Annotated in this window: 27 protein-coding genes; 23 read left to right on the top strand and 4 right to left on the bottom strand. The window is 33.4% G+C overall.

The window, feature by feature from the left end; all coding sequences use genetic code 11:
- Positions 1–28 precede the first annotated feature (28 nt).
- From PF572_03555 to PF572_03485, 15 genes are all read left to right on the top strand, one after another.
- A complete protein-coding gene (locus tag PF572_03555; protein MDA3840142.1) occupies positions 29–310 on the top strand; it encodes a hypothetical protein in 282 nt (93 codons plus the stop codon).
- A 60-nt stretch (positions 311–370) separates the two neighbouring features.
- A complete protein-coding gene (locus PF572_03550; GenBank protein ID MDA3840141.1) occupies positions 371–613 on the top strand; it encodes a metal-sensitive transcriptional regulator in 243 nt (80 codons plus the stop codon).
- A gap of 6 nt (positions 614–619) precedes the next feature.
- Positions 620–808, top strand: coding sequence for a ferredoxin (locus PF572_03545; protein MDA3840140.1), 189 nt, complete (start codon positions 620–622; stop codon positions 806–808).
- A gap of 30 nt (positions 809–838) precedes the next feature.
- Positions 839–1,162 (top strand): thioredoxin, encoded by a 324-nt coding sequence (trxA, locus tag PF572_03540; GenBank protein MDA3840139.1) that lies wholly within the window; start codon positions 839–841, stop codon positions 1,160–1,162.
- A 47-nt stretch (positions 1,163–1,209) separates the two neighbouring features.
- Positions 1,210–1,671, top strand: a complete 462-nt coding sequence (locus PF572_03535; GenBank protein MDA3840138.1) for a hypothetical protein — start codon at positions 1,210–1,212, stop codon at positions 1,669–1,671.
- 95 nt (positions 1,672–1,766) lie between these two features.
- Positions 1,767–2,048 carry an HU family DNA-binding protein gene (locus PF572_03530; protein ID MDA3840137.1) on the top strand — a complete coding sequence of 94 codons (282 nt, stop codon included), beginning with the start codon at positions 1,767–1,769 and terminating at the stop codon, positions 2,046–2,048.
- Positions 2,049–2,161: 113 nt separating this feature from the next.
- Positions 2,162–2,362, top strand: a complete 201-nt coding sequence (locus tag PF572_03525) for a hypothetical protein (protein MDA3840136.1) — start codon at positions 2,162–2,164, stop codon at positions 2,360–2,362.
- A 38-nt stretch (positions 2,363–2,400) separates the two neighbouring features.
- Positions 2,401–4,953 carry a plasma-membrane proton-efflux P-type ATPase gene (locus PF572_03520; GenBank protein ID MDA3840135.1) on the top strand — a complete coding sequence of 851 codons (2,553 nt, stop codon included), beginning with the start codon at positions 2,401–2,403 and terminating at the stop codon, positions 4,951–4,953.
- A gap of 88 nt (positions 4,954–5,041) precedes the next feature.
- Positions 5,042–6,487 (top strand): hypothetical protein, encoded by a 1,446-nt coding sequence (locus PF572_03515; protein MDA3840134.1) that lies wholly within the window; start codon positions 5,042–5,044, stop codon positions 6,485–6,487.
- 351 nt (positions 6,488–6,838) lie between these two features.
- Entirely contained in the window at positions 6,839–7,708 is an 870-nt protein-coding gene (locus tag PF572_03510; GenBank protein ID MDA3840133.1) for a prohibitin family protein, read from the top strand.
- A 10-nt stretch (positions 7,709–7,718) separates the two neighbouring features.
- Positions 7,719–8,129: an HIT family protein gene (locus PF572_03505; GenBank protein ID MDA3840132.1), complete on the top strand. Its 411-nt coding sequence runs from the start codon at positions 7,719–7,721 to the stop codon at positions 8,127–8,129.
- A gap of 4 nt (positions 8,130–8,133) precedes the next feature.
- A complete protein-coding gene (locus PF572_03500; protein ID MDA3840131.1) occupies positions 8,134–8,541 on the top strand; it encodes an HIT family protein in 408 nt (135 codons plus the stop codon).
- Positions 8,542–8,794: 253 nt separating this feature from the next.
- Positions 8,795–9,832, top strand: coding sequence for a dTDP-glucose 4,6-dehydratase (gene rfbB, locus PF572_03495; GenBank protein MDA3840130.1), 1,038 nt, complete (start codon positions 8,795–8,797; stop codon positions 9,830–9,832).
- Between the two features lie 11 nt (positions 9,833–9,843).
- Entirely contained in the window at positions 9,844–10,254 is a 411-nt protein-coding gene (locus tag PF572_03490) for an FdtA/QdtA family cupin domain-containing protein (GenBank protein MDA3840129.1), read from the top strand.
- A 2-nt stretch (positions 10,255–10,256) separates the two neighbouring features.
- A complete protein-coding gene (locus PF572_03485) occupies positions 10,257–10,457 on the top strand; it encodes a hypothetical protein (protein ID MDA3840128.1) in 201 nt (66 codons plus the stop codon).
- A gap of 343 nt (positions 10,458–10,800) precedes the next feature.
- On the opposite strand, the gene PF572_03480 is transcribed toward PF572_03485, so the two are convergent.
- The gene (locus PF572_03480) at positions 10,801–12,165 is read right to left on the bottom strand and encodes an exopolysaccharide biosynthesis polyprenyl glycosylphosphotransferase (protein MDA3840127.1); all 1,365 of its coding nucleotides are present in this window, start codon (positions 12,163–12,165) and stop codon (positions 10,801–10,803) included.
- Positions 12,166–12,287: 122 nt separating this feature from the next.
- Between PF572_03480 and PF572_03475 the strand changes: the two genes are divergently transcribed.
- From PF572_03475 to raiA, 5 genes are all read left to right on the top strand, one after another.
- On the top strand, positions 12,288–13,349 hold the full coding sequence (locus tag PF572_03475; GenBank protein MDA3840126.1) for a DNA polymerase III subunit delta': 1,062 nt from the start codon (positions 12,288–12,290) through the stop codon (positions 13,347–13,349).
- A 4-nt stretch (positions 13,350–13,353) separates the two neighbouring features.
- Positions 13,354–14,484 (top strand): hypothetical protein, encoded by a 1,131-nt coding sequence (locus PF572_03470; GenBank protein MDA3840125.1) that lies wholly within the window; start codon positions 13,354–13,356, stop codon positions 14,482–14,484.
- A gap of 16 nt (positions 14,485–14,500) precedes the next feature.
- Positions 14,501–15,055 carry a ribosome recycling factor gene (gene frr / locus PF572_03465; GenBank protein MDA3840124.1) on the top strand — a complete coding sequence of 185 codons (555 nt, stop codon included), beginning with the start codon at positions 14,501–14,503 and terminating at the stop codon, positions 15,053–15,055.
- Positions 15,056–15,109: 54 nt separating this feature from the next.
- The gene (gene rseP, locus PF572_03460) at positions 15,110–16,270 is read left to right on the top strand and encodes an RIP metalloprotease RseP (GenBank protein MDA3840123.1); all 1,161 of its coding nucleotides are present in this window, start codon (positions 15,110–15,112) and stop codon (positions 16,268–16,270) included.
- Positions 16,271–16,403: 133 nt separating this feature from the next.
- Entirely contained in the window at positions 16,404–16,709 is a 306-nt protein-coding gene (raiA, locus tag PF572_03455; protein MDA3840122.1) for a ribosome-associated translation inhibitor RaiA, read from the top strand.
- A gap of 334 nt (positions 16,710–17,043) precedes the next feature.
- Here the strand turns inward: raiA and PF572_03450 are convergent, their stop codons facing one another.
- Together PF572_03450 and PF572_03445 are read right to left on the bottom strand one after the other, a co-directional pair.
- Entirely contained in the window at positions 17,044–17,625 is a 582-nt protein-coding gene (locus tag PF572_03450; GenBank protein ID MDA3840121.1) for a class F sortase, read from the bottom strand.
- A gap of 104 nt (positions 17,626–17,729) precedes the next feature.
- Entirely contained in the window at positions 17,730–18,881 is a 1,152-nt protein-coding gene (locus PF572_03445) for an ice-binding family protein (GenBank protein MDA3840120.1), read from the bottom strand.
- A gap of 691 nt (positions 18,882–19,572) precedes the next feature.
- Between PF572_03445 and secA the strand changes: the two genes are divergently transcribed.
- The 3 genes from secA (at position 19,573) to PF572_03430 (ending at position 23,622) form a co-directional block, all read left to right on the top strand.
- Positions 19,573–22,332, top strand: coding sequence for a preprotein translocase subunit SecA (secA, locus tag PF572_03440; GenBank protein ID MDA3840119.1), 2,760 nt, complete (start codon positions 19,573–19,575; stop codon positions 22,330–22,332).
- Between the two features lie 130 nt (positions 22,333–22,462).
- Complete coding sequence (locus PF572_03435; protein ID MDA3840118.1) at positions 22,463–22,888, top strand: NUDIX domain-containing protein; 426 nt, start codon at positions 22,463–22,465, stop codon at positions 22,886–22,888.
- Positions 22,889–22,950: 62 nt separating this feature from the next.
- Positions 22,951–23,622: an HD domain-containing protein gene (locus PF572_03430; protein ID MDA3840117.1), complete on the top strand. Its 672-nt coding sequence runs from the start codon at positions 22,951–22,953 to the stop codon at positions 23,620–23,622.
- Between the two features lie 63 nt (positions 23,623–23,685).
- On the opposite strand, the gene PF572_03425 is transcribed toward PF572_03430, so the two are convergent.
- A complete protein-coding gene (locus tag PF572_03425) occupies positions 23,686–24,363 on the bottom strand; it encodes a hypothetical protein (GenBank protein MDA3840116.1) in 678 nt (225 codons plus the stop codon).
- Positions 24,364–24,386 lie beyond the last annotated feature (23 nt).

The following is a 24,386-nucleotide window of genomic DNA, read 5'->3' as shown; positions in this document are numbered from 1 at the left end:
TAGTATATTTTTATATTAAATTAAAAAAATGGAAGACAACAATACAGAAAAAATTGAGCTTGAGAATGTGGTTGTCCCAGACGATGATATCGGGGACCTTATTAATGTTTTATTCCAAGCAGGATTTTCTGATGAGGAAACTGATATAGTTATGGAAGCTGTTTTTGACATGAAGTCTATGCCAGAAGGGGGAGTGATGCTAGATGAAGAAATAATAAAAATTTGTGATAAGTTTGAGTCCCTAGACAATGAACTAAGTGATGAAGATTTAGCTATTATTAGACAAGAATTGTTAAAAAGGTTTTCATAGGATTGTTATTTCTTGACACCCCTGGGGGGTGTGTGATATATTGAAACTATAATTAAAAATATGAAAACGACTGAACAACTTATAAACAACATTATAGGGCAGGCCAACGGAGTAAAAAAGATGATTGAAGAAAAGAAAAACTGCTATTTGGTTATCAATCAGATGAAAGCAGTTAAATCTGCTATTTCTTCTATTATGGATAAATATATTGAAGAAAATATGAACACATGCTTAAAAGATCCTGGTAAAAAAGAGAGTAAAGAAATGATGCAGAAATTGATAAAAGAAATAACTAAGAAATAATATATTATGAGTTATAAAATTGAATTCAATAGAGATGAATGCCTCGGTTGTGGGGCTTGCACAATGTGTGATAATTGGCAATTCGCTGATGATGGCAAGGTTGATCCAGTCAAAGCTGAGATAGAGGAAGTAGGATGCAATAGCGACGCAAGCGAAGTTTGTCCAGCACAAGTAATAAAAGTAATTAAACAATAATAAATAATTAATAATTAAATAAATAAAAATATGGAAAAACATTTCAATGATGCTAATTTCGATACTGACGTAATTGAAGCATCTAAAAGTAAACCAGTTTTAGTTGATTTTTATGCAGATTGGTGTGCTCCTTGTAAGATGCAAGGTCCAATTGTCGAGGAAGTTGCTAAAGAAATGGGAGAAGAAGCTGTAGTTGGTAAGCTAAATACAGAAGAGGCTATGCAAACAGCTTCAAAGTTTGGAATAATGAGCATTCCAACCCTACTAGTCTTTAAGGATGGTAAAATAGTTGAACAGTTTGTAGGCGTTCAGCCAAAAGACGGTTTGGTTGAAACATTGAAAAAACACAAATAACACATTAAAACCCCTTCTTAAAACAAGGGGTTTTTGTTTACAAAAAAATGAAAAATATCTATCTTCAAAAGGTAATGTCCAGCATATACTGTAAGATTGTTTTTGTGCTTGCTTTTCTCCTTTCTTATTTTCTTTTACCCGAAGGTGTTTTTGGCGGAGTTCATAAATATATTGCGATTATTTTCATGTTTAGTTTTTCATTTTCTGTTTCTTGCATAGTTAGAAATATAAAAGAGAAGATAATTTTGGCAAGAACCTATAAAACATCAGTTTTTAGTTTAATACTGTCCGTCCTTGGTTTTTCAGCTTTTCAGGTATGTGGCATTAATGCTGGTATGTGTACTGCAACAGTTGGGATGGGGGTCGTTAGCACCATTTTTCCTAGCTTTTTAGTAGGTTTTCTCTCTAGTTATGGTCATCTAATTATTTGGTTTTCAGTAATCTTGCAGATACTAGCCCTGTACTTTATGAAGTGTTTTAATCGAGGTATTTATAAATGCAATGAATAAAACACGATTATTGTTGGCTTTTAAAAAAAAATAATGTATAATAAAAATACTTGTGGATAAGTAAATCCCCATGCATAATAAATAATTTTAAAATTATGGCAAAAATGACAAAATCACAACTAATGACAACTTTATCTGAGAAGACTGAGTTGCCGAAAAAAGACGTTGTATTATTGATGGATGAGCTAGCAAGCTTAGCTTACTCTGAAGTAAAAAAAGAAGGCGAATTCGTTATTCCTGGTTTTGGTAAAATGGTAAAAGCTAAGAGAGCTGCTAGAATGGGAGTTAACCCAGCAACTGGTGAAAAAATTCAGATTAAAGCTAAGACTGTTGTAAAATTTAGATTAGCTAAAGCAGCTAAAGACGCAGTGCTATAAATTGAATTTTAGTATATTTAAAAAGACACTTTTCCAAAGTGTCTTTTTAAATAAAGAATTTTAATTAAACAGACTTGGTGGTATACTAAATATATAATTATTAACTCAAATTTATGGAAGAAGATATCAAAAACAGACTTGATGCACAAGATGAGATATTGAAAAATATTTACAAATCATCTGAGAAAACAAGAAAGTATTTTATGTGGACTTTAATTATTTCATTAGTAATGTTTTTTCTTCCTTTGCTTGGTCTAATTTTCATTCTCCCTGGTTTTATTTCAACTTATTCTTCAGCCTTGGGAGGATTCTAAATTTAACAATACTTAGATTTATTCTATTATAATTTTACATGGAAAATATTAGTGGTTTATCCGAAATTCAAGTAGCTGATTTGCAAAAAACTTTTGGATTTAATGAGCTTCCAATAAAAAGACACTCTGCTTTTAAGCGCTTATTAAAAAGAATGTGGAGTCCTATCCCTTGGATGATAGAAATAGCTGCTGTGCTATCTATGATTTTGGGAAGATGGGATGATTTTATTATTATTTCAATTCTACTTTTTGTTAATGTTTTTATTGACTATAAACAAGAATCAAAGGCGCTAGATGCTCTTGAAATATTGAGGGAAAAGCTTGCTAAAAAAGCAATAGTTTTACGTGATGGTGAGTTCAAGGAGATTGATGCTCGTTTTTTGGTTCCTGGTGATATTATCAAGTTAAAGATCGGAGATATTGTTCCAGCAGACGCAAAGTTAATTCAAGGGAAATATTTACAAATTGACCAATCTACTCTGACAGGAGAATCACTCCCTATTAACAAGATCATTGGAGATAAAATTTATTCAAACTCCGTTGTTAAAATAGGAGAAATGCTCGCAGAGGTTCTTAGTATTGGAGAGAAAACATATTTTGGTAAAAACACCACGTTAATTGAGAAAGCTCAGGCTAGTCAACAAAGTCATTTTCAAAAAGCAATTATTCGCATTGGTGATTTCTTAATATTGTTCTCTGCAATGTTGGCTGTTCTAATAATTGTTGTTGCTTTCTTTAGACATGATAATTTTTTTGAAGTTTTACAGTTTGTCCTAGTCTTGGCAGTTGCTTCAATTCCTGTTGCCTTGCCAGCTGTTCTTTCGGTTACAATGGCTGTTGGTGCAGTCTCTATCTCAAAATTTAAGGCTATTGTAAGCGATCTCTCTGCCATTGAAGAATTGGCCGGAATAGATGTACTTTGTATTGATAAGACGGGGACACTGACTCAAAACAGGATGAGCGTTGGTCAGCCAATTATATATTCAAAATTTAAGGAAAAAGATTTGTTTATTTATGCTGCCCTTGCGAGTAGCAGGGAAAATAAAGATCCAATTGAAACACCAATATTTGAATATTTAAATAAACATCATTTTGATAATGATATTTATTCATTTGTTGAGGAAGAGTTTATTCCATTTGATCCAATAACGAAAAGAACAGAAGTTAGTTTTAGTGGAAAAAATAAAAATCTTCTTGTGAGTAAAGGGGCCCCTCAGGTTATTATTTCAATGTGTGATAATGAGGCAGTTAGAGAGAAAGCCATGGAGGATGTTTATAATTTAGCAAAGGAAGGATATAGAACCTTGGCAGTAGCTATAAAAGATAAAAAAAGAGGCGGTTTTAAGCTTGTTGGTTTAATCCCATTATTTGACCCTCCCCGCAAGGAATCTTCTCTTGTCATTAAAAAAGTAAGGGAAGGTGGGGTAGATGTAAAAATGCTTACTGGTGATAATCATGCCATCGCAACTCAAATTGCTGATCTTCTTGATATTGGATTGAATATTGTAGACATTTCAAAATTGAAAACTGATGGTGTCTCTGACGAATTTGCAACTCTAAGTAGTATAATTGCCCAAGGCTTGTATAAAAAATTAAAATTAACTGCCTCGAAAGAGGAAGCAAAAGATTTTGGAGAAAAAATATCTGAAAAAGTGAAAGAAGAGTTGGGGTCGAATGGACTACCAGATGGATTCATTAAAAAACATAAGGATGATATTGTTAGGTTTATTGAAAATTCCAATGGTTTTTCTCAGGTAATGCCCGAAGATAAATATTTTATAATTGAGCAACTACAAAAAGCTGGTCATATTGTTGCAATGACGGGAGATGGAGTAAATGATGCTCCAGCGCTTTCAAAGGCTGATATTGGGATAGCGGTTTCAGGCGCAACAGATGCAGCACGCGCGGCTGCTGATTTGATTTTACTCTCTCCAGGGCTCTCTGTTATTAATCATGCAATCCGTATTGCTAGTCAAACTTTTGAAAGAATGAAGGGTTATGCTATTTTTCGAATTGCCGAGACAATGCGTATTATTTTGTTTATGGCCCTGTCTATTATATTCTTTGATTCTTATCCGATAACGGCAACAATGATAATTGTTCTAGCTCTTTTAAATGATATTCCTGTTATGATGATAGCCTATGATAATGCTCCAGGAAACAACAAGCCCGTAAGATGGGATATGAAGGAAGTCTTGACGGTCGCTACAGTACTCGGTCTAGCTGGCGTAGTTTCTTCATTTATTTTGTTTTATTGGCTTAATTTGCAAGGTTATTCCATACTTTTAATTCAATCTTTACTTTTTATTAAATTAGACGTAGCTGGTCATTCCACTCTTTATTTAACACGAACTGGTCGAAATCATTTTTGGCATAGACCATACCCTTCTTTAAAGTTTTTCCTGCCAGCCTTTAGTTCTAGAATCATTGGAACCCTTATAGCCGTCTACGGGGTATTTATGATTCCGATTGGCTGGAAATATGCAGGGATAATGTGGCTGTATGCGACAGCTTGGTGGCTGTTTAACGATTTCTTAAAAGTATACACCTATAAAATAATAGATAAAAACAAGAAAAAATCTCCAGTGTAGTCTAAGTTGAATTATTTCTTTTTTTAAAAAGATTTATATTGATAGGTCTTTTTTTGTTTTTTTTAACCATATAGCTTATAATTTAGATATGAAGATGAGTATTATAAAATTAAGAATAATTCTTTGGCATATTTTAGTTATTGCTGTTTTGTTTTTTGTGTATATGGCAATTGTGCCAAGCGGTCATATCTCTTATGTTTATGATTTAGAAAAAGATAGCTCATTTATTTCTAAATTAAGCCCTAGGGATAGAGTTGAATTTCCACTTGGAGGAGCTCAGAAAATAATAGGTGATCCTGTTTATTTTTCTCTCGAGACTCCTAGAAAATTCAACGAGGCTGTTTTGAGCATTAAATACAAAAACAACAATCCTCTAGATAATCCGATAATTGAAGCGGGAGTCTTAGTCGATAAAACCGTATGGAGATATAAGTTAGAACCACTTGATAATCATTTTCTGAATTATATATACGATGAGTGGGCCGTTTTTGAGGGTGGGGGTGTTTCTCTTTTTGTAAATCCAAATAATGCTAGCTCAACTTATGATTCTGTCGATTCATTTCTAGCAAATCCTCCAGCCACCAGAGAAATAGCAATTTATGATTATGACCTGGATATCGACTACGTTTTAGAGAACTACGCTTCTAGCTCTGGTATTAAAGTATTTGAGACTGACCTGAGAGGCCCATATCAAATACTTGCATATATTGATAATGAAGATTTGTATTTTGATTTTAGTTTTATTGATGTAAATAAAAACAAGGACGATGACGAAATTAATATTAATCTATATTTCGAAGATCAATTAATTGATTCTGGTCATCTTGATGATGATGGTGTTAAGGATGACAGTGGAGAAAATTCAGGCTTAAGAAATTTGCGTTTCGATTTGGTTAACATGCCAAAGGGTGTTTATAAGATTGAATTAAGGGTGGGGGATGATATCGTCACCAAAAGTATTGAGACCAAACAAAATAAATTGTCTTTTCTAAATAAGATTTGGATTTCAGACGAAAATATTTCTGATTTCTCGGTATTTACTGATAGCAATATAATTTATGCTCAAACTTCAAACCCCAGCAGTGTGCAAGAAATTCAATTCGCTACTAGCACTTTTATTCTTGGAGAAACTTTCAGACAATTTTCACAAGAGCTTGAAGCAAGCACAACTGAACTTATTTTTGAGAAAGGTGACATCATTTTAGCTGGGAACGGAGTTTTCTCTTTCAACTTCGATTCTTTGTTAAATCCAAATATTAAAAAAATAGATTCTAGCTTTGATTTAAGAAATACTGAAATTAATTATATTTTGGCCGATTACGAGAAACCAGAAAAATCTGGAGATTATTTTACAAAAGAAATAAAAATTGATTTAGCTGGTGCTTATAGAGAGAATTCTAAATACAGTTTTTTAATTTCAATTCCAGGCCTTAGGGTAGATGATAAAATTAATGATTCGATCGAAATTGATGAAATAAAAGTAGACTTGCGAGGAACTGACTTGCTTGGAAAAATAAAAACAATTTTTAAATAAATGAAAAAAAATATTAATAAAATAGATTTGTATTCTAGGGAATTATTTTATGTGTTAAATGGGGCAATTTTTATTTTCTTCGTTATGGAACTTATAAAACCAAGAATAGTCCTTGCTTACTTTAATCTTAACTATTTATTGATAATATGGGTTTTCCTTGCTATAGTCATAGTATCAAGAAATAAACAATAATATATGGAAAAAAATAAAAATTTAATCCCAATTTTACTTTTTTTAGCTATATTTATTTTGCCATCTATTTTGGCTAATAAATTTTTGTTATTAATCACAGTTCTTGTTGGTCTAGCTTTTTTATTCAAATATAAATTTAAAAATAATTTTAATAAAACTATGAGTCAAACAATTAATGTTGACCCCATAACTGGGGCAATAAAGGGGACAAAGAGAATTTTTGTCACCGTCTTAATATCACTCGCAATCGTTATCTTTCTAGTCAATGCTATTAGGATAGTTGGGGCAGGAGAAACAGGAGTTTATTCTTTATTTGGAAAAGTAAAAGACAATGAAGTTAAATCAGGGCTTCATGTTATTAACCCTTTTGCAAAAATCACTCCAATGTCAATTAGGACTGAAGAATACACAATGAGTGTCACAAAAAACGAAGGAAAAATTTCTGGGGCAGACGCTATTACTTCATTAACAAAGGAAGGACTTAGTGTCGATCTTGATATGACTGTTCTTTATCGAATTGAAGAAGAGAGAGCTTCAGACATTTACAAAGATGTTGGACTTAACTTTGAAGACAAGATACTACGTCCATCGATTAGAACTTCCATTAGAGACGTTATCGCTCAGTATGAAGCAAAGGATATTTATTCAGAAAAGAGACAAGAGGCTGCTACAAAAATAAAAGAAGCATTAAGTAATAACCTAGGTGATAGAGGTATAATAATTGAGGACGTGTTATTGAGAAATGTTGCTCTTCCTCCAAATTTAGCCAATGCTATCCAAGAGAAGCTTCAAGCAGAACAAGAAGCCCAGAAATACGAGTTTATCCTTCAAAGGGAAAGTAAAGAAAAGGAAAGAAAAATAATTGAAGCAGAAGGACAAAGAGATGCTCAAAAGATTATTAACGAAAGTCTTACAACGAATTATCTCTATTATCTTTATATTAATGGATTGAAAGACAGAGAAGGAACAATTTATGTCCCAACAGGAACTAATAGTGGAGTACCTTTGTTTAAAGGTTTAGGTAATTAATATAAAAAATATGACAGACTGTATTTTTTGTAAGATCGTTAACAAAGAGATTAACTCTCACAAGATTTATGAGAATGATGCTGTACTTGCCTTTCTGGATGTTCTTCCAATGAGTTCAGGACATACTATTGTTATTCCTAAAGAACATATCTCAGACATGGAATCGATTAGCGATACCCAGTTAGCTGAAATGACTAGAACAATTAAGCTTCTTGGTAAGGCTATGATAGAAGGCCTTGGTGTCGAGGGTTATAGCGTTTTTCTTGATAATAAAAGTGCTGCCAATCAACATGTTCCTCACATTCATTTTCATGTTGTTCCAAGAAAAGAAGGGGATGGATTTGAGAGATGGGCACAAAGTGCCTATGAAGAAGGAGAGGCAGAATTTGTGGCGACAAAAATTTCAAGAGAAATAAGTTAGGATTATGAGTAATTGTATTTTTTGTAAAATTGTAGAGGGATCTTTACCAAGCAACAAAGTATATGAAGATGAGAATGTTTTAGCTTTTTTAGATATTGCGCCTATTCATTCCGGCCATATTTTGGTTATTCCAAAAAAACATTTTTCAAATCTTGAAGAAATCCCAGAAGATTTATTGTCTGATGTGATAAAAGTAGTTAAACAAATGGGATTGGCTCTGAAAAAAGGCATGGCTTGCGAAGGATATAATTTAGTTGAAAATAATGACCCAGTCGCGGGTCAAGATGTTCCACATATTCATTTTCATCTTATCCCAAGAGTCAAAGGTGATGGTCTTGGTTTGTGGCCTTCAAAAGAGTATAAAGAGGGGGAGGCTCAAGAAGTACTAGAAAAAATTAAAAAGTTTTTATAAAAATAGAATATTAAACTATTTTATTGTATTTTTGTCTAGATTGACAGAAGGGCATGTTTAGTTTAATATTTTTTTACTAACAATTAACAAAAACATGATGTTTGCCATGCAAGAATTGAACAGCAAAATAAATATTATAAGGGGGTTAATGGACAGAAAATCTTTAACAAAAGCAGAAGCTCAAAAACTTCTTGGCTTAGATGATAAGAACTTTTCTCTTCTATTTGAAGAATCACTAGAAATAAAAGGTGGAATTAAAAATATCTTGGTTTGTGGTGGAGCCGGCTTTATTGGTTCGAATTTTGTTCGCCATATGCTAGAGGCTCATCCAAACTATAGAATAGTTAACTACGATAAGTTAACTTATGCCGGCAACTTAGAAAACCTTCGAGATATTGAGAATAACCCAAATTATACATTTGTTCAGGGCGATATTGTTGACCTGGATTTTTTAAATAAAACTATTGTCGACCATAATATAACTCATGTTATTAATTTTGCAGCTGAAACTCACGTCGACAGGTCTATTCATGGAGGAAGCAAAGATTTTGTGATGACAAATTCTCTTGGTGTTCAGATGATATTGGACGCAGTTAAAATAAATAAAATTGAAAAATTTGTAAATGTATCCACCGATGAAGTATATGGAGCGCTTGAGCTTGATTCCGAAGACATGTTTACTGAAGACACTCCAATCATGCCAAATATGCCTTATGCGGCTGCAAAGGCTGGTGGTGACTTAATGTGTAATGCTTATTTCAAAACTCACGGCACTCCTGTAGTAGTAACTCATTGTTCGAATAATTATGGTCCTTATCAGTTTCCAGAAAAACTAATACCATTTTTTATATTTAAGCTTATTGCCGGCGAAAAAGTTCCTGTTTATGGCGATGGCCTAAATGTTCGAGACTGGATTCATGTTCGTGATCATGCCACTGCCCTAGATTTACTTTTGCACAAAGGTGAGCCAGGAGAGGTTTATAATATCGGCTCCGATAACGAAAGAAACAATATGGACGTCACAAGGATGATGTTAAAGGTTCTTGGAAAAGATGAAGATAGTATAGAATATGTAGCAGATAGACCAGGTCATGACAGAAGATATGCGATTGATGCTAGTAAAATATTTGCTCTTGGCTGGAGACCAGAATATACTTTTGATAAATTCGAAGCTGGCCTTAAGGAAACAGTTGATTGGTATCTTGCTAATACAGAATGGGTGGAAGCACTTAGAAAGAAAAAAGAAGAAATGAACGATTGGCAAGAAGATTTTTTTAGAATCAAAAAATAATTTTTAAACAAATGGACTTAAAATTTGAGAAACTAAAAGTAAATAAAATTCAAGCACCAGACTTTATAATGAGTCCTTTAGAACTCAAAGACTATATAGACTTTGATGTTAAGCGAGTTTATTTTATTACAGAAATCAAAGGAAATACAGGTCAACATTGTCATAAGATTGAAAAGGAACTATTTGTCTTGCTTAAGGGTACTTGCACAGCTACAATTGATTATGGTAATGGTATTGAAGAAATAAAAATACAAGGTCCATCTGACGCCCTTTATGTTGGAGAATATGTTTGGCATGGATTTAAAAATTTTTCAGACGATGCGATTTTGCTAGCTCTTTCATCAACTAATTACAATCCAAATAGGTCTGATTATATTGAGGACTATAATGAGTATCAAAAATTTCTTTCAGAGAGGAGCTAAAAATGTGCAATAATAATGAATGTAATTGTGGTAAAATTGGTGTTATTGTAAAAAAAAGAAAAGATGCGCCCAGTTATGCCGATAGGCCAGATTTGATGAATGAGCCAAGTAAGCCTTTAGAATTTCGTTGTTCCGAATGTCATAGAAGAATGACAGACAGTTTACTTGCGCTAGGCAGAGAGGCCAATGAGGAGGGTTTATGAGTTCTTTCCAAAAGAAGAAGTATCGCACATAAAAGAGTTTTAAACAATTCTTTAAGGAGGATTAAATGAACCCTATTTCCAGAAGAAAACACATGAACCCTTTTTACCAACGCTTCGTTTTTACCTGCCTAGCTTGTGGAGGTGAGGTTGCTGAAAACCAACATTCTTGCCACAGATCAGTAAAAAGAATTCGGTCTGTTAAGACCAAAAGGAGCATGAGAGCTCTTCCAATTAGGTTTAGCAATAGTCTCTTTAGAAAGAAAAGATAATTTGTTCGAACAAAAAACCAGCCAACCGGCTGGTTTTTCATTTTCTATGTACGTACATATCAACGTACATAGACCTACATCCCGGCTCTATTCATAACAACTGAAATTGTTTTTAGGAGAATTGAAGTGTCTAGGTATATTGACCTATTTTTTACATAATAGAGATCATATTGAAGTTTTTTTAAGGTGTCGTCTACACTTGGTGAATGATATTCACCAGAAACTTGATCCCAGCCTGTTAAGCCCGGCTTTACGAGCATCCTTTCTTTATAGAATGGAACAACCTTTTCGAGGTCTTTGATAATTTCTGGTCGCTCCGGTCTTGGTCCAACAAAGCTCATCTCACCTTTTAAAATATTTAGAGCTTGCGGAATCTCGTCGATTCTACTTTTTCTTAGGAATGAACCGAAAGAAGTTATTCTTGAATCATTCTTGGTGGTTGGGGCGAAATTATTGTTTTCTATCTTCATTGTTCTAAACTTTATTATGCTGAATTCTTTCCCGTCTTTACTAATTCTAATCTGTTTAAAAAATACTGGGCCATGACTTTCTATTTTAATAATAATTATTATTAAAATCCAAAAGGGAAGTGTGAGTAGTAAGATGCTAAGCGCAAACAAAAAATCAAATATACTTTTAGTTCTATCAAACAAGGCCTTCCCACCTTCGTTGAGATTTTCTAAAAACCACATTTGATTAATGGCGTCTATCGGAACCTTACCAATGATGAGTTCATAGAAGTTAATAGAATTTATGAAATCAAGTTTAAGAGAGAGGGAGGAAAATAATTGCTGTCTTAGAACGCTGGAGTTATCCGGGTTGGTTGATAAGACAATGGTATTTATATGGTTCCTTTTAATATCATCTTTTAGATTGCTAATATCTCTAATGGTTTTAATCCCGTGGTAGCTCTCAGTAAGCTCGCTTTTGGCGTCAATAATAAGAAGTGGTTTGTAGCCAGCATTTGGATTTGCTTTTAAAAAATAAATTATTTCAGATATTTGATCATTTACTCCTATAAAGGCAATGCGATTTTTTGGAAGATAAGAAAATAAAATGGAATTATAAAAAAATCGCCAAAGAGAAAAAACAAACGAAAATACTAGGATGTATAGCAGTAGGTTTATTTTTGGAGCAATTCCAATGGATGGGTTTAAATAGAAAAAAAGAGCAGCAATAACACCAGCGATTCCGATACTTTTTATAATAGAACGATAGAATATTTTGCTATTTTGAGTAAAATAGAGATTATAAAGATTTAAAAAGTAAAACAAGAAAAGCCAAGCAATGAAAATATAAGTAAAGGGAGGATAGTGGTTTTGCCAAATTTCAACACTAAAATTATCTCTATATCTCAACAAGAGGGTTAAATAGAGAGAAATGTATAGCATTGAGATATCGCCCAGCAAGAGAAAAATCTTTTTAATTTTATTATTCATAGAGATATTATAGCAAGAATAAGCAAAAAATCAATTTTTACGCAAAAAATTTTTCCCAATATTAAGTAAAAATAGATATTTTGTCTATTGATTAAAAAATTATGAATTGTTATAATTAAAATATGAAAAATGATGCAAAAAGTAAGTATAAGTGGCCACTTATAGGAAATAAAAAAAATATTGATTTTCTCTCTCGTGGTTTAGCTAATAATAAGTTAACAAGTTCATATATTTTTTCAGGCCCAGATAATATGGGAAAGACCAAATTAGCTGAGCATTTTGCAAAAATTATTCTTTGTGAAGAAAAAGACACTAGCTACAGTGAAAAGCCTTGTGGAACATGTTCATCTTGCAAGAAGTTTAATTCTCAGACAACTAATGATAATCCTGAAAAAGAGTTTGCCCATGGAGACTTCTATATTGTTAAAAAAGAAAAAGATAAAAAAAACATATCAGTTGAGCAAGTCAGAGATTTGATTCGCTCTTTCGGAATGAGCTCTTTTTCTGATTCTTATAAGGTGGGTATTATAAAACATGCCGACACTTTAAGCGAATCAGCTTCTAACGCACTGCTCAAAATTTTAGAAGAGCCTAGGAAAAAGGTTGTAATAATTCTTGTTTCATCAAACATTGATAAAATGTTAACGACCATTATTTCTCGTTGTCAGGTTCTCGATTTTGGACCTGTCGAAATAAATAAAATAAATAAATATTTACTTGATAATTATAAGTTAACGAGAAGCGCTGCTAAGAATTATTCTCGTATTTCTCTTGGAAGACCAGCGCTCGCTCTTAAATTTATTGAAGATAAAGAATTTTATAGTAACTATACTCATAGGCTTGATTTGCTTTTAGATCTAATTGAGAGCGGTGATATAAATGAAAAATTTTCATTAGTTGCTAGCATGATTGATAAAAAACTAAGTGGTTTAGAGGCGTCAGCTGTTCTCAAGAGATTACTTGAAACCTTGCAAGGCGTATATCGAGACTTGTATCTAATAAACTACGGCCTAAACAATTTAGTTCAAAATGAAATAGTCGATACGCGACTTAAAAAAATGCAAGTAAAAAATAGTATAAACAAAATAACAAATATTTTAGATGAAATTGAAAAATCTGAGGACTATATTGGAGCAAATTTGAGTTCAAAATTAATTTTAGAAAATATAACTTTATCTTTGTAAATTTATGTACAATAAAACAAATGAACCACAAGGGCATTCCCCACGGGGCACCCCTAGGGTAAGAAAAATAAAATTTTTATCAACATTATTATTTCTAGCTTTCACTTTAAGCGCCTGCTCTGTAAATTTTGATTCTGGAGATTCAAAAAAAGCTGAAGCAGATATCGGAGGCGTTTTTAAATCAATCGACAAGGGGGCCACTTGGAAACAAAGAGTATTGTTGTCTGATGTAGGAGCTTCTCAAAAAAACTTTGGGGGAACAAGTGTTAATTCTTTCAAAATGGATCCAGGAGATAATATGGCCTTGTATTACGGGAGTGTTGCGAATGGATTGGCTTATACTTATGATGGAGGTAATAGTTGGCAGGTGGCCAAGGCACTCGGAGCAACTCCAATAAATGATTTAGAAATTGATCCAGGTTCAAGATGCAGGGTGTATACAGCAATTTCTAATAAAGTTTTCAAGACCGATGATTGCTCAAGGCACTGGAAGCAAACTTATATTGATAATGATGCTGCCGTTAAGGTCAATTCTCTGGTTGTAAATCATTTTGATAATTCAAAAGTTTTCATGGGACTTAGTAGAGGTGATTTGGTCCAAAGCTCTGATTTTGGTGAAAGCTGGAAAACAATTTATAGATTTAAGGATAGTATCGCCAAAATATTAATTGACCCAAAAGATAGTAGGAAAATGTATGTTGTTACAGCTAGGCAGGGAGTATTTAGAAGCTTTGATTCAGGTATTAATTGGGACAACCTAGGCACAGCCCTAAAAGAGGCTGAATCAAGTATTGGGAATAATATTAGAGATATGATAATATTAAACACTGAGCCAACTGTTATCTATTTGGCGGGTATTAATGGTATTGTTAAATCATCTAATAACGGTGATTCTTTCGAAAAAATTGAACTAATAACTCCTGATATAAAATCTCAAATTAACTCCGTTGCTGTTAATGAAGAAGATACAAATGAAATTTATTATGTAACTAATACTACTTTTTATAAATCATCAGACGGAGGGATAAATTGGACACCGCAGAAGTTACCAACAATCAGAGCAGGATGGAAACTTTTGATTGACCCAGAAAATCCAAGCATTATTTATATGGCCATTAAATCATTGAAAAAATAATTATTTATTAAAATATATGAATACCTACATTGAAGAAAAACAAGGAGACTTTGAAAATATAATGGAATATTTTAAGAAAGATATTTCAAGCATTAGAACAGGTCGAGCTAACCCAGCGGTTCTGGAGGGTGTTATGGTTGAGGCTTATGGAGTTAAGACACCTCTTAACGGTGTTGCCAATATTAATGTGGCAGACTCACAGAGTTTACTTGTGGCTCCTTGGGATAAAAGTGTAATTAAAGACGTTGAAAAGGCAATCGTGGATGCTGATTTGGGATTGGGTGTTATGAATGACGGAGAGAAAATTCGTCTGACGGTTCCTCAAATGACAGAAGAGAATAGGAAAGAATTGGTAAAGAAATTGAATGAAAAAATGGAAAAATCTCGTATTTCTGTTAGACAATTGAGAGATGATATTAAAGATGGAATTGAAAAGGATGAAAAAGAAAAAGAGATAAGCGAAGATGACAAGTTCTCATCAATCAAAGAGCTGGATGAGAGGATTCGTGAGTTCAATGATGAAATAAAGAATATTAGAGATTCTAAAGAAGCAGATATAATGACAATTTAGGAAACTAATTTTGTTTTAATGAAAAATAGATAAAATAATAATAAATAATAAAATATGTTTTTTACGATAATAGTATTTTTAGCAGTCTTATCTCTTTTGGTTCTTGTTCATGAATTGGGGCATTTCTTGACAGCAAGGAAGTTTGGAGCAAAATCAGAGGAATTTGGACTTGGTTTTCCTCCGAGGGCAATTGGAATATATAAAAGCACTGAAGGGAAATGGAAAAAGGTTTATGGAACCAAGGAGGTAACAGATGCAGCGGATACAATTTATTCCCTAAACTGGCTTCCTCTAGGCGGTTTTGTAAAAATAAAAGGAGAAGACGGAGAGAATAGTGATTCAGATAGTTTTGTAAGTAGAAAAATGTGGCAGAAAGCTATTATTTTGTCAGCGGGAGTTACTATGAATATTGTTCTTGCCTTTGTGTTGATATCAGCTGGGTACATGATTGGATTCCCCCAGGCAATTGATGCCGAAATTTCCGGTGGAACAGTAGTAGATCCGCAAATTCAAGTTATTGAACTTCTTGAAAATTCAGTGGCGGAAGTTGCTGGAATGAAGTCAGGCGATGTGATTACGGGCATTGATGGCATTGAGTTCGAAAACTTCGCAGCTCTGCAGGCTTATGTAGATGAAAATGTAGCCAATGAAATAAATTATGAAGTGAGGCGGGGATATGAGGAGATAGAATTCAGTATGACGCCGGAGATACGTGAAGAAACAGAACGGGGTGGAGTAGGTATATCTATTGTTGAACTTGGAACGGTTAAATATTCATTCTTTAGATCAATTTGGGAAGGACTGAAAACAACAGGACTAATAACATGGTTGATATTGCTCGCTTTCTTCAATCTCATAAAAGATCTTATCATGGGTTCTGGAGTTGGAGTAGAAGTAGCTGGTCCAGTTGGAATAGCGGCTATTACAGGACAAGCAGCTCGATTGGGGATAGCTCATTTACTACAATTTACAGCTCTTCTTTCTATTAATTTGGCAATTATTAATATCCTGCCAATTCCGGCACTCGATGGAGGAAGATTATTATTCCTATTAGTTGAGAAAATAAAAGGGAGCCCAATTAAAAGAGAGACAGAAGCCTTGATTCATAATACTGGTTTTATACTTTTGATGATTTTAATATTAATTGTAACCTTTAATGATGTCTCTAGATATAGCGGAGCTATAAAAGGACTTTTTAGTAGGATAATTAACTAAATTGTCATTCCGGGCTGGCTCGTGTGTGAGCGATGTCTACCGTAATCACGAAGTGGCGTAGCGGGGTGACCCGGAATCCAGAAAAGCAATAAAAACTTTTAACTTTATACTTTTAACTTTTAACTAAAATTATATGCAAGTAAGAATAAAAGCAACTAAAATTGAAATGACAGATGCTATCAGAGATTATGTTCAACAAAAAGCAGATATGTTAGAAAAATATTTAGGAAGTTATGAGGCTGTTAATTGTGATGTTGAAGTTGGACTTAATTCAGGAAGACATCAAAAAGGAAAAATCTTTAAAGCAGAAATGAATCTACAAGTTCCAGGGGAACTACTCCGAGTAGAAAAAGAAGCAGAAGACCTATACAAAGCCATCGAAAAAGTAAAAGATCATATGGCTCAAGCGATTGTTAAGTATAAGGAGAAGAGAAAATAAAGATAGTATAAATAGAAAAAGCGACTCAGTTGAGTCGCTTTTATAATGAGTTAATTTTTCAGACTTTTTGTATGTTCCTGGGCATTGTTCTGCTCCACACCTAAACATCATAGAGCTTTCTCTAGAATGAGAACGAATAACAGCTCGGCTATTAAGTCTGACTATTTTGAAACACTGTGGACAGTAGATTTACTTTATTTTAGTTCTTGCATTTTGTATACAAATCAGTAGATATTGATGTAACGAATATGGAAAAAATAAGTAAAAAATGTTATTGTTTATTACTTTAATCTTCTCCGTAATTATGAAGAGGTCAATTATTAATATTTTATAATTATTTTAAATCCGTAAAAATTATTAATCTTGATGGATAGCTTTTTGTATTTTTATTCCAAACACCTTGGCAAGTTATCAAGTTAAGGTGAGCTTGGTTATCGTCTGAAAAAAATACTGTTGATGCATTATCATCGGCTTCGTATTTTTCAGTTTTACTGACAACAAAAACGACGGCATTGCTTTGATCGTTTATAATCTTTATTTCGTCTCCTTTTTTTAATTCATCTAAATCATTAAAAACTGAATTTTCTTTTCCGAAATGCCCTGTAATAACTGCACTGCCTATTTCTCCTGGTGGTGTCCCCGGTTGATACCAAGCCACTTCAAATTGATTACTTGGAACATCCATTAATCCATCTGGGGTGAGGCTGACATATTGAATATTAGCATTGATGTTCAATTTTGGAATATTTAATAATAACGGTAGTCTGGTCTTCGAAACGATTTGCATGTTTGAAAGGGGAGTTTCCTTTTTAACAACTATATTTTGTTGTGTAGTTTTGATGTTTTGAATAATAAAATGTTGCCATAAAAACAGCAATCCTATTAATAAGAATATTAATATATTTTTTGTACGCAATATTTTAGAAAATTTAATAAGTATATTCTTGAAATTGGTTTTTAAGAAACCAGACAACAAATTGTCTGGTTTCTTTTTTAACCGTACATATTTAGATTATTCAATTAAGAAAGATATTTTTTCTTTCTTGCTTTAAAAATTACCAACATTAAGGCACTTAATCCAAGTAAAGAAAATAATATTTGTGAGGCATTTGAATTATTAGGTTTAGTTCCTGCACTTGGAAGTTTTGGGGTAATTGTTGAGCTAGGAGTGGTTGTTGAAATTATCGGTGTGATTGTTTCAGTTGCAGTGATAGTTGGTTCTATAGTATCTTCTACAAGTGGAGTTGTAACCGTGTCGTTAATAATAGGCGTAATCGTATCAGTTGAAGAAGATGTTGTTGTCGGCAGAGTGATAACAACTGGGGGTGTAACAGTAGGAAGATCGACTGCTGGTGGTTCAACTTGAATAACAACAGCTGACGATGAGACAATATTTGCATCAAGCGTAACTTGAGTTTGAGCAAGCGCTTTACCATTTAAAATAGATCCAGTCTCTAAAATTATTTGTTTGGCACTTAAAATATTTCCGTTAAATGTTGAGTAGGTGCCAAGAGTAGCCCCTGTTAGACCTCCGACTTGCCAAAAAATATTTGAAGCTTGAGCACCGCCACTTAGAACTACTTTAATACCAGATGAAACATCACCAGCAGATGCAAGGTTTAGATTACCAGCGATTTGAAAAATCCAAATATCAGTTGCGCTACCTGATAATATTACGTTGGTTGGGATTATAACATTTGAGCTCCATTTATAAAGACCAGGAGTTATGGTTAAACCACCTATGTTACCAGCTCCTAACTCAGTAGCAGTAGGATCTGTCATGTTGGCTAAATTATTATAGGCAGTCTCCATGTCTAGAATAGCATTATCCACTAAAGTTTTGTTTTCTACAGGTGGGTTACCAGCAAAGCAAGTTTGGTCTCCACTACCAACATAAGCGGCGTCGACTCCATAAATTGTGCCAGTAATTTCTGAACAATATACATTACTCATAGCTGCTGCTGTAATTGGGCTAGAACCAATATTGCCAGTGATTTCTGAAGAATGACTGCCTGTGTTTGTAATGCCGGTTTTTGCTAGAATTGTAAAATTGTTTGCCGATAAAAGGTCGACAGCAAGTGGGTCGGCTGCTAAAGCAGTGGATGGGATACTAATGCTTGATAACATAACTGCCATGATGGCAATTATAAATGTTTGTTTAAAATTTTTCATACTTTTACTTTCTTACTTTTTTAAAATATTTATCAACTTCTGATGAGATAAGGAAATGAACAATCTCTAAATGTGAGTGTTGGACATATTGTCAAATTTATTTTTTTTGACAAAAATCGATTGCAGATTAATTAAAATTAAGACAATGAAATTTGTATAATATTAAATCAAAAAACATATTATACAATAAATTTATTAATTTGTCTATGCATCTTAGCACGGTTAGATTTAATTGTACATAGGCGCCTAATACATTGTTGTCAATCAATTATTTTAATCTATAATTAATAAATATAATAAAAATACTTAAGTTTAGCCCGTATAGAGAGGTTTTAAATTATGTTTCTAAAATAATATGAACTCAATTCTAGCCTACTCTATAACTTTAATCTTGTTTGGTTAAAATAACATTAAAAAAATATAAAGTTCATATTTACAAACTAGGATCATTTTAAGCATAACAAGCAGTTAATAGAAATATTTTTTTGCTTGTCTTCATTTATTGATTTATTGATTTATTTTAACATTTGGAATATAATATTTTATAGACCTATTTCCCAATAATATTCAGTAAAAATCCATATATTTAGGTAAATTTACTGCAAAAATTTCCTTAAAATATAATAATTTTTTCAAGAAGATTATTGAGAAGCAGGTCTATTGATTTAAAAAATATTAATATATAATAAAAATGGGAATATTAGATAAGATTTTCGGGGATCCGAATGATAAAGTTATTAAAGAGATTAATACTACCGTAGATAAGATTAATGCTTTTGAGGAGGAAATGAAGGCGAAAACAGACGATGAATTAAAAGCCTATACCCAAAAATTTCGAGATAAACTCTCCATCAAAGAAGGTGAGAAAATTGAAAAAGAAGAATTAAGAAAAAAACTAGATAATATACTTCCAGAAGCTTTTGCTGTTATTCGTGAAGCTGCTTGGAGAGTCATAGGTCAACGTCCCTACGATGTTCAGTTAGTTGGTGGTGTTGCCTTGCACAGAGGTCAAATTGCAGAAATGAAAACTGGGGAAGGTAAAACACTTGTCGCATCATTAGCTCTTTACTTAAACGCGCTTGCTGGCTATGGTTGCCACTTAATAACCGTTAATGATTATCTTTCTCGAATGGGAGCTGGATGGAATGCTCCAGTTTATCATTTTCTTGGTATTTCTACGGGTGTTATTATCCATGATAAGTCACTAATGTATGATCCTGAATTTTCTGACAATGAAGAGTTCGAGGAAAAACTAAAACACTTTAGACAAGTTGAACGAGGCGAAGCTTATAAGTGCGATGTTTTGTATGGAACAAATAACGAGTTTGGTTTTGATTACCTTCGGGACAACATGGTTCCTAGTCTAGATAGAATGGTACAAAGAGATTTGTACTTTACAATTGTTGATGAAGTCGATTCTATTCTAATCGATGAGGCAAGAACACCTTTGATAATTTCTGCGCCAGCTGAAGAATCTACTGATAAATATTTTCAGTTTGCTGATTTGGTTAAAAAATTAAAAGAAGATGTTGACTACAATATTGATGAAAAAATGAGAACTTCAACTTTGTCCGAAGAAGGAATTACTAAAATGGAAAAAATGCTTGGTGTAGAAAATATTTATACTACAGCTGGAGTTAGAGAGGTTCATCATATTGAACAAGCTCTTAAGGCTCATGCTATTTTTAAAAGAGATAAAGATTATGTGGTAAAAGATGACGAAGTAATAATAGTCGATGAGTTTACTGGGAGAATGATGCCTGGTCGAAGATATTCTGAAGGATTACATCAAGCAATTGAAGCCAAGGAAGGTGTAAAGATTCAAAGAGAATCACAAACTTTGGCCACTATTACTTTTCAAAATTATTTTAGAATGTATGACAAGCTAGCCGGAATGACAGGAACTGCTGTGACTGAAGCAGAAGAGTTTTCAAAAATTTATGGTCTTGAAACTGTTATTATCCCTACAAATAAGCCAATCAAAAGAGATGATAAGAATGATCTGATATATAAAACAGAAGAAGCTAAATATATGGCAGTCATTGAAGATATTAGAGAGAGACAAAAAAAAGGACAGCCCGTATTAGTTGGTACTATTTCAATTGAAAAGAATGAATACTTACTTGCCTTAATGGAACGAGAGGGATTGAGACCATCTGCCCTGAACGCCAAAAATCATGCCAGAGAGGCGCGTATTATAGCAGACGCTGGTAAAGTCGGCTCTGTCACAATCGCCACAAATATGGCTGGTCGTGGTGTTGATATCATGCTTGGTGGAACAGAACTGAAAAAAGATGACCCTGAATATGCCGACTGGAAGATTCAACATGAAAAAGTTTTAGAGTTAGGGGGTCTTCATGTTATCGGTACAGAACGTCATGAAGCTAGACGTATTGACAACCAGCTTCGTGGACGTGCTGGTCGTCAGGGGGATGCTGGTTCTTCGCAATTTTTTGTTTCGATGGAAGATGATTTAATGAGAGTTTTTGGTGGTGATAAAATGAAAAATATAATGACCACCTTGCGTGTCCCAGATGATATGCCGATTGAGAACAAAATGATTTCCAGATCCATTGAATCTGCTCAGAAAAAAGTTGAGGGGAATAATTTTGATATTAGAAAGCATTTGGTTGAGTATGATGACGTTATAAATAAACATAGAGAATCAATCTATTCAAAAAGAAAAAATATACTCGTTTCTTCTGAGTCAGAAGATAACAAAGATGTTTTAAGCGATACAGTTCTTGAAATGGTGGAGAATGAAATTGAACAAGTTGTTTCTTTCCATACAGTTTCAGAGTACATCAAAGAATGGGATGTAGGGGAAATTTATCAAGTAGCTTCAACTATATTTAAGGTTAATGATGAATCGAAAAAAGAACTTGTTAGCAATAAAGAAGAAACTCCGAAATTGGACAAAGCAAATATAAGAACAGAAATCATAGAAAGTTTAGTTAAACAAGCCAAGGAGAGATATACAGAAATTAAGAAAAGTGCTGATGGTTTTGGACTTGATTGGTCTAGTATTGAGAAATCAGTTTTGATTCGATCATACGACACGCTCTGGATAGAACATCTTGAGGCCATGTCTAGCGTTAGACAGGGGATTGGTCTTCGAGGTTATGGACAAAGAGATCCTTTGGTAGAATATAAAAAAGAAGGATATATTCTCTACAATGAATTAAATAGTTTAATTCAAAAAGAGGTAGTTTATTCAATTTATAAGGTTGGTCAAATTGATGATGTTGTAAGTAAAGGATTCACAGCACCAAGTTTGATTGATAGGGCAACTCAGTTTAGTGCTCCTGCTAAAACTATGTCAAAAGGAGATATGGGAGGCGCGCAAATAATAAAGCAAAAAGAAAGAAATGAGGCAGGGGAGAAAGTCGGAAGAAATGATGATTGCCCCTGTGGAAGCGGAAAGAAATATAAAAAGTGTTGTGGAGCGTAGAGAACCAGAGAAACCTTAAATAATTTGAGTCTTGCCCCTCGTAGCTTTAGCGAAGTGGGGTGGTTCAGGAAAGAAACATAAGAAGTGTTGTGGAGCGTAGAAAGTATATTAAAACTATAAATAGAATTTTATGACTCAAGATAAACAAGTCAAGGTAGGTGTTGGTGCCGTTATAATTAATGGTAATAAAACCTTGTTGGCAAAGAGAAAAGGATCTCATGCATCTGGTTACTATGGTTCTGTGGGCGGACATCTAGAATATGGTGAAGATTTAACCATTGCAGTAAAAAGAGAAGCAATGGAGGAGTTGGGGGTAGAAATTGGGAATATAAAATTTGTTTCTTGTGCTAATATTATAAAACACGGAAAGCACTATCTGGATGTTTCTTTTGTTGCTGAAATAATTTCGGGAGAACCGAAAATATGTGAACCAGATAAGATAGAAAGCATAGGTTGGTATTCTCTCGATGATCTACCTGAACCTTTGTTTGAGCCTGTAAAAATTGTTTTAGAAGCAATAAAGAAAAAGAAAACCTATTTTGAGATAAGAGAATAAATCTTGTGTAGAAAGCCCCTTGCTGTAGTCGAAATAAAAAGAAGAGACTTAGTTAATATTTTATGATTGATAAGATAAAAAAAATTGCAGTGGATGAGATGAAGGAGTGTGCGGCTCATGACATCGATCATGTTATGCGAGTTCATAATCTTTGCAAAAACATTGCAGAGAAAGAGGAGCGTGTAGATTTAGAAGTTCTAGAAATAGCCTCTTTGCTTCACGACATCGGAAAAGATGAGGAAAATAATGATAAAACCGGGGAGACCGATCATGCGGTGGTTGGTGCTCAAAAAGCCGAGAAGGTTCTTGAGCAAATTGGGTATAATGCAAAAAAAATTGAGCAAGTTAAAAATTGTATATTAACTCATAGGTACAGGAAAGGGAGAGTTCCTGAGAGCATTGAAGCGAGGATTCTTTTTGATGCAGATAAGCTAGATTCAATCGGAGCTATTGGTATAGCCAGATCTTATGCTTGGATTGGAAAGCATAGAGCAAAAATTTTTAAAAAGGTTGATGATTTAGATAAATATATAAATGAGAACATGGAGGGGCATCGAAAGGGAGACATTCAAGATAAGACTATTCATAGCGTACAGATTGAATATGAAATAAAACAGAAAGATATTTTGGATAAATTTTATACAAAAGCAGGAAAAGAAATGGCTACGGAAAGGCACAAATATTATAAAGAATTTCTTGAACGACTCGAAGAGGAGGTTGGTGGAAGGATGTAGTCGATTTAAATTATTATAGAATAGACATGAAAAAAGCCCCTTACTTGAGGGGCTTTTTGTGTGTTAGATCCATTTGAATAGAAAATGATGCATCCTTGTTAGTGTTTCGTAGACTATCCATCTGCTATAACTGTTTACCCATTTTTGAATAGCCTCTAAGTTGAAAGAGCTACAATCGAGAGGGGTTAAGACAGGGAATGTTCCTATCTGCTTTTTTACTAGCAGGGCAGCTCGGATACTCATCCAGTTATTGGCAATTAGAATCGGCTGTTTCAAAGAATCCTCCGAGACTTTGGTTTTTATTTGCTGTAAAACATCCATAGTTGTAAAATTTTTCTTGTCGGTTTCTGGCCAAATAGAAACTATTAGCTTGTCAAAATTTTTGTAGTTTTGAGGGTGAAGTCTGTACATTTCGAAGGCTACTTCCCATTGAACAAATATTTTTATTCTATATTTCTTAAGGATAAGATAACACTCTTTGGCAATCTCAATATTGGATATTCCTGAATCAAAATCGAAAGTTTTAATTAATTCATCAAAAGATAAAATGTTGTCTTTGCATCTTGGAAGATTTTTTATTACATAAAAAAAGTCTTCGTTGCTTATTGTTATTCTTCCAAAAGATAGAACTATGGCGTAATCTGCATCGTTGAGCTTCCCTATCGATGGATGACCATTTCTAAAAAGGTTGATATATTTACTCCAGATTAAAGCCTTTTCCCTAAAAGAAAGATTATACATTTTTTCCTCCTCACATGATTGAT

This window comes from Patescibacteria group bacterium (assembly GCA_027858235.1).
Lineage (GTDB): Bacteria > Patescibacteriota > Patescibacteriia > Patescibacteriales > BM507 > BM507.
This window is presented reverse-complemented; position numbering and strand designations above follow the sequence as displayed.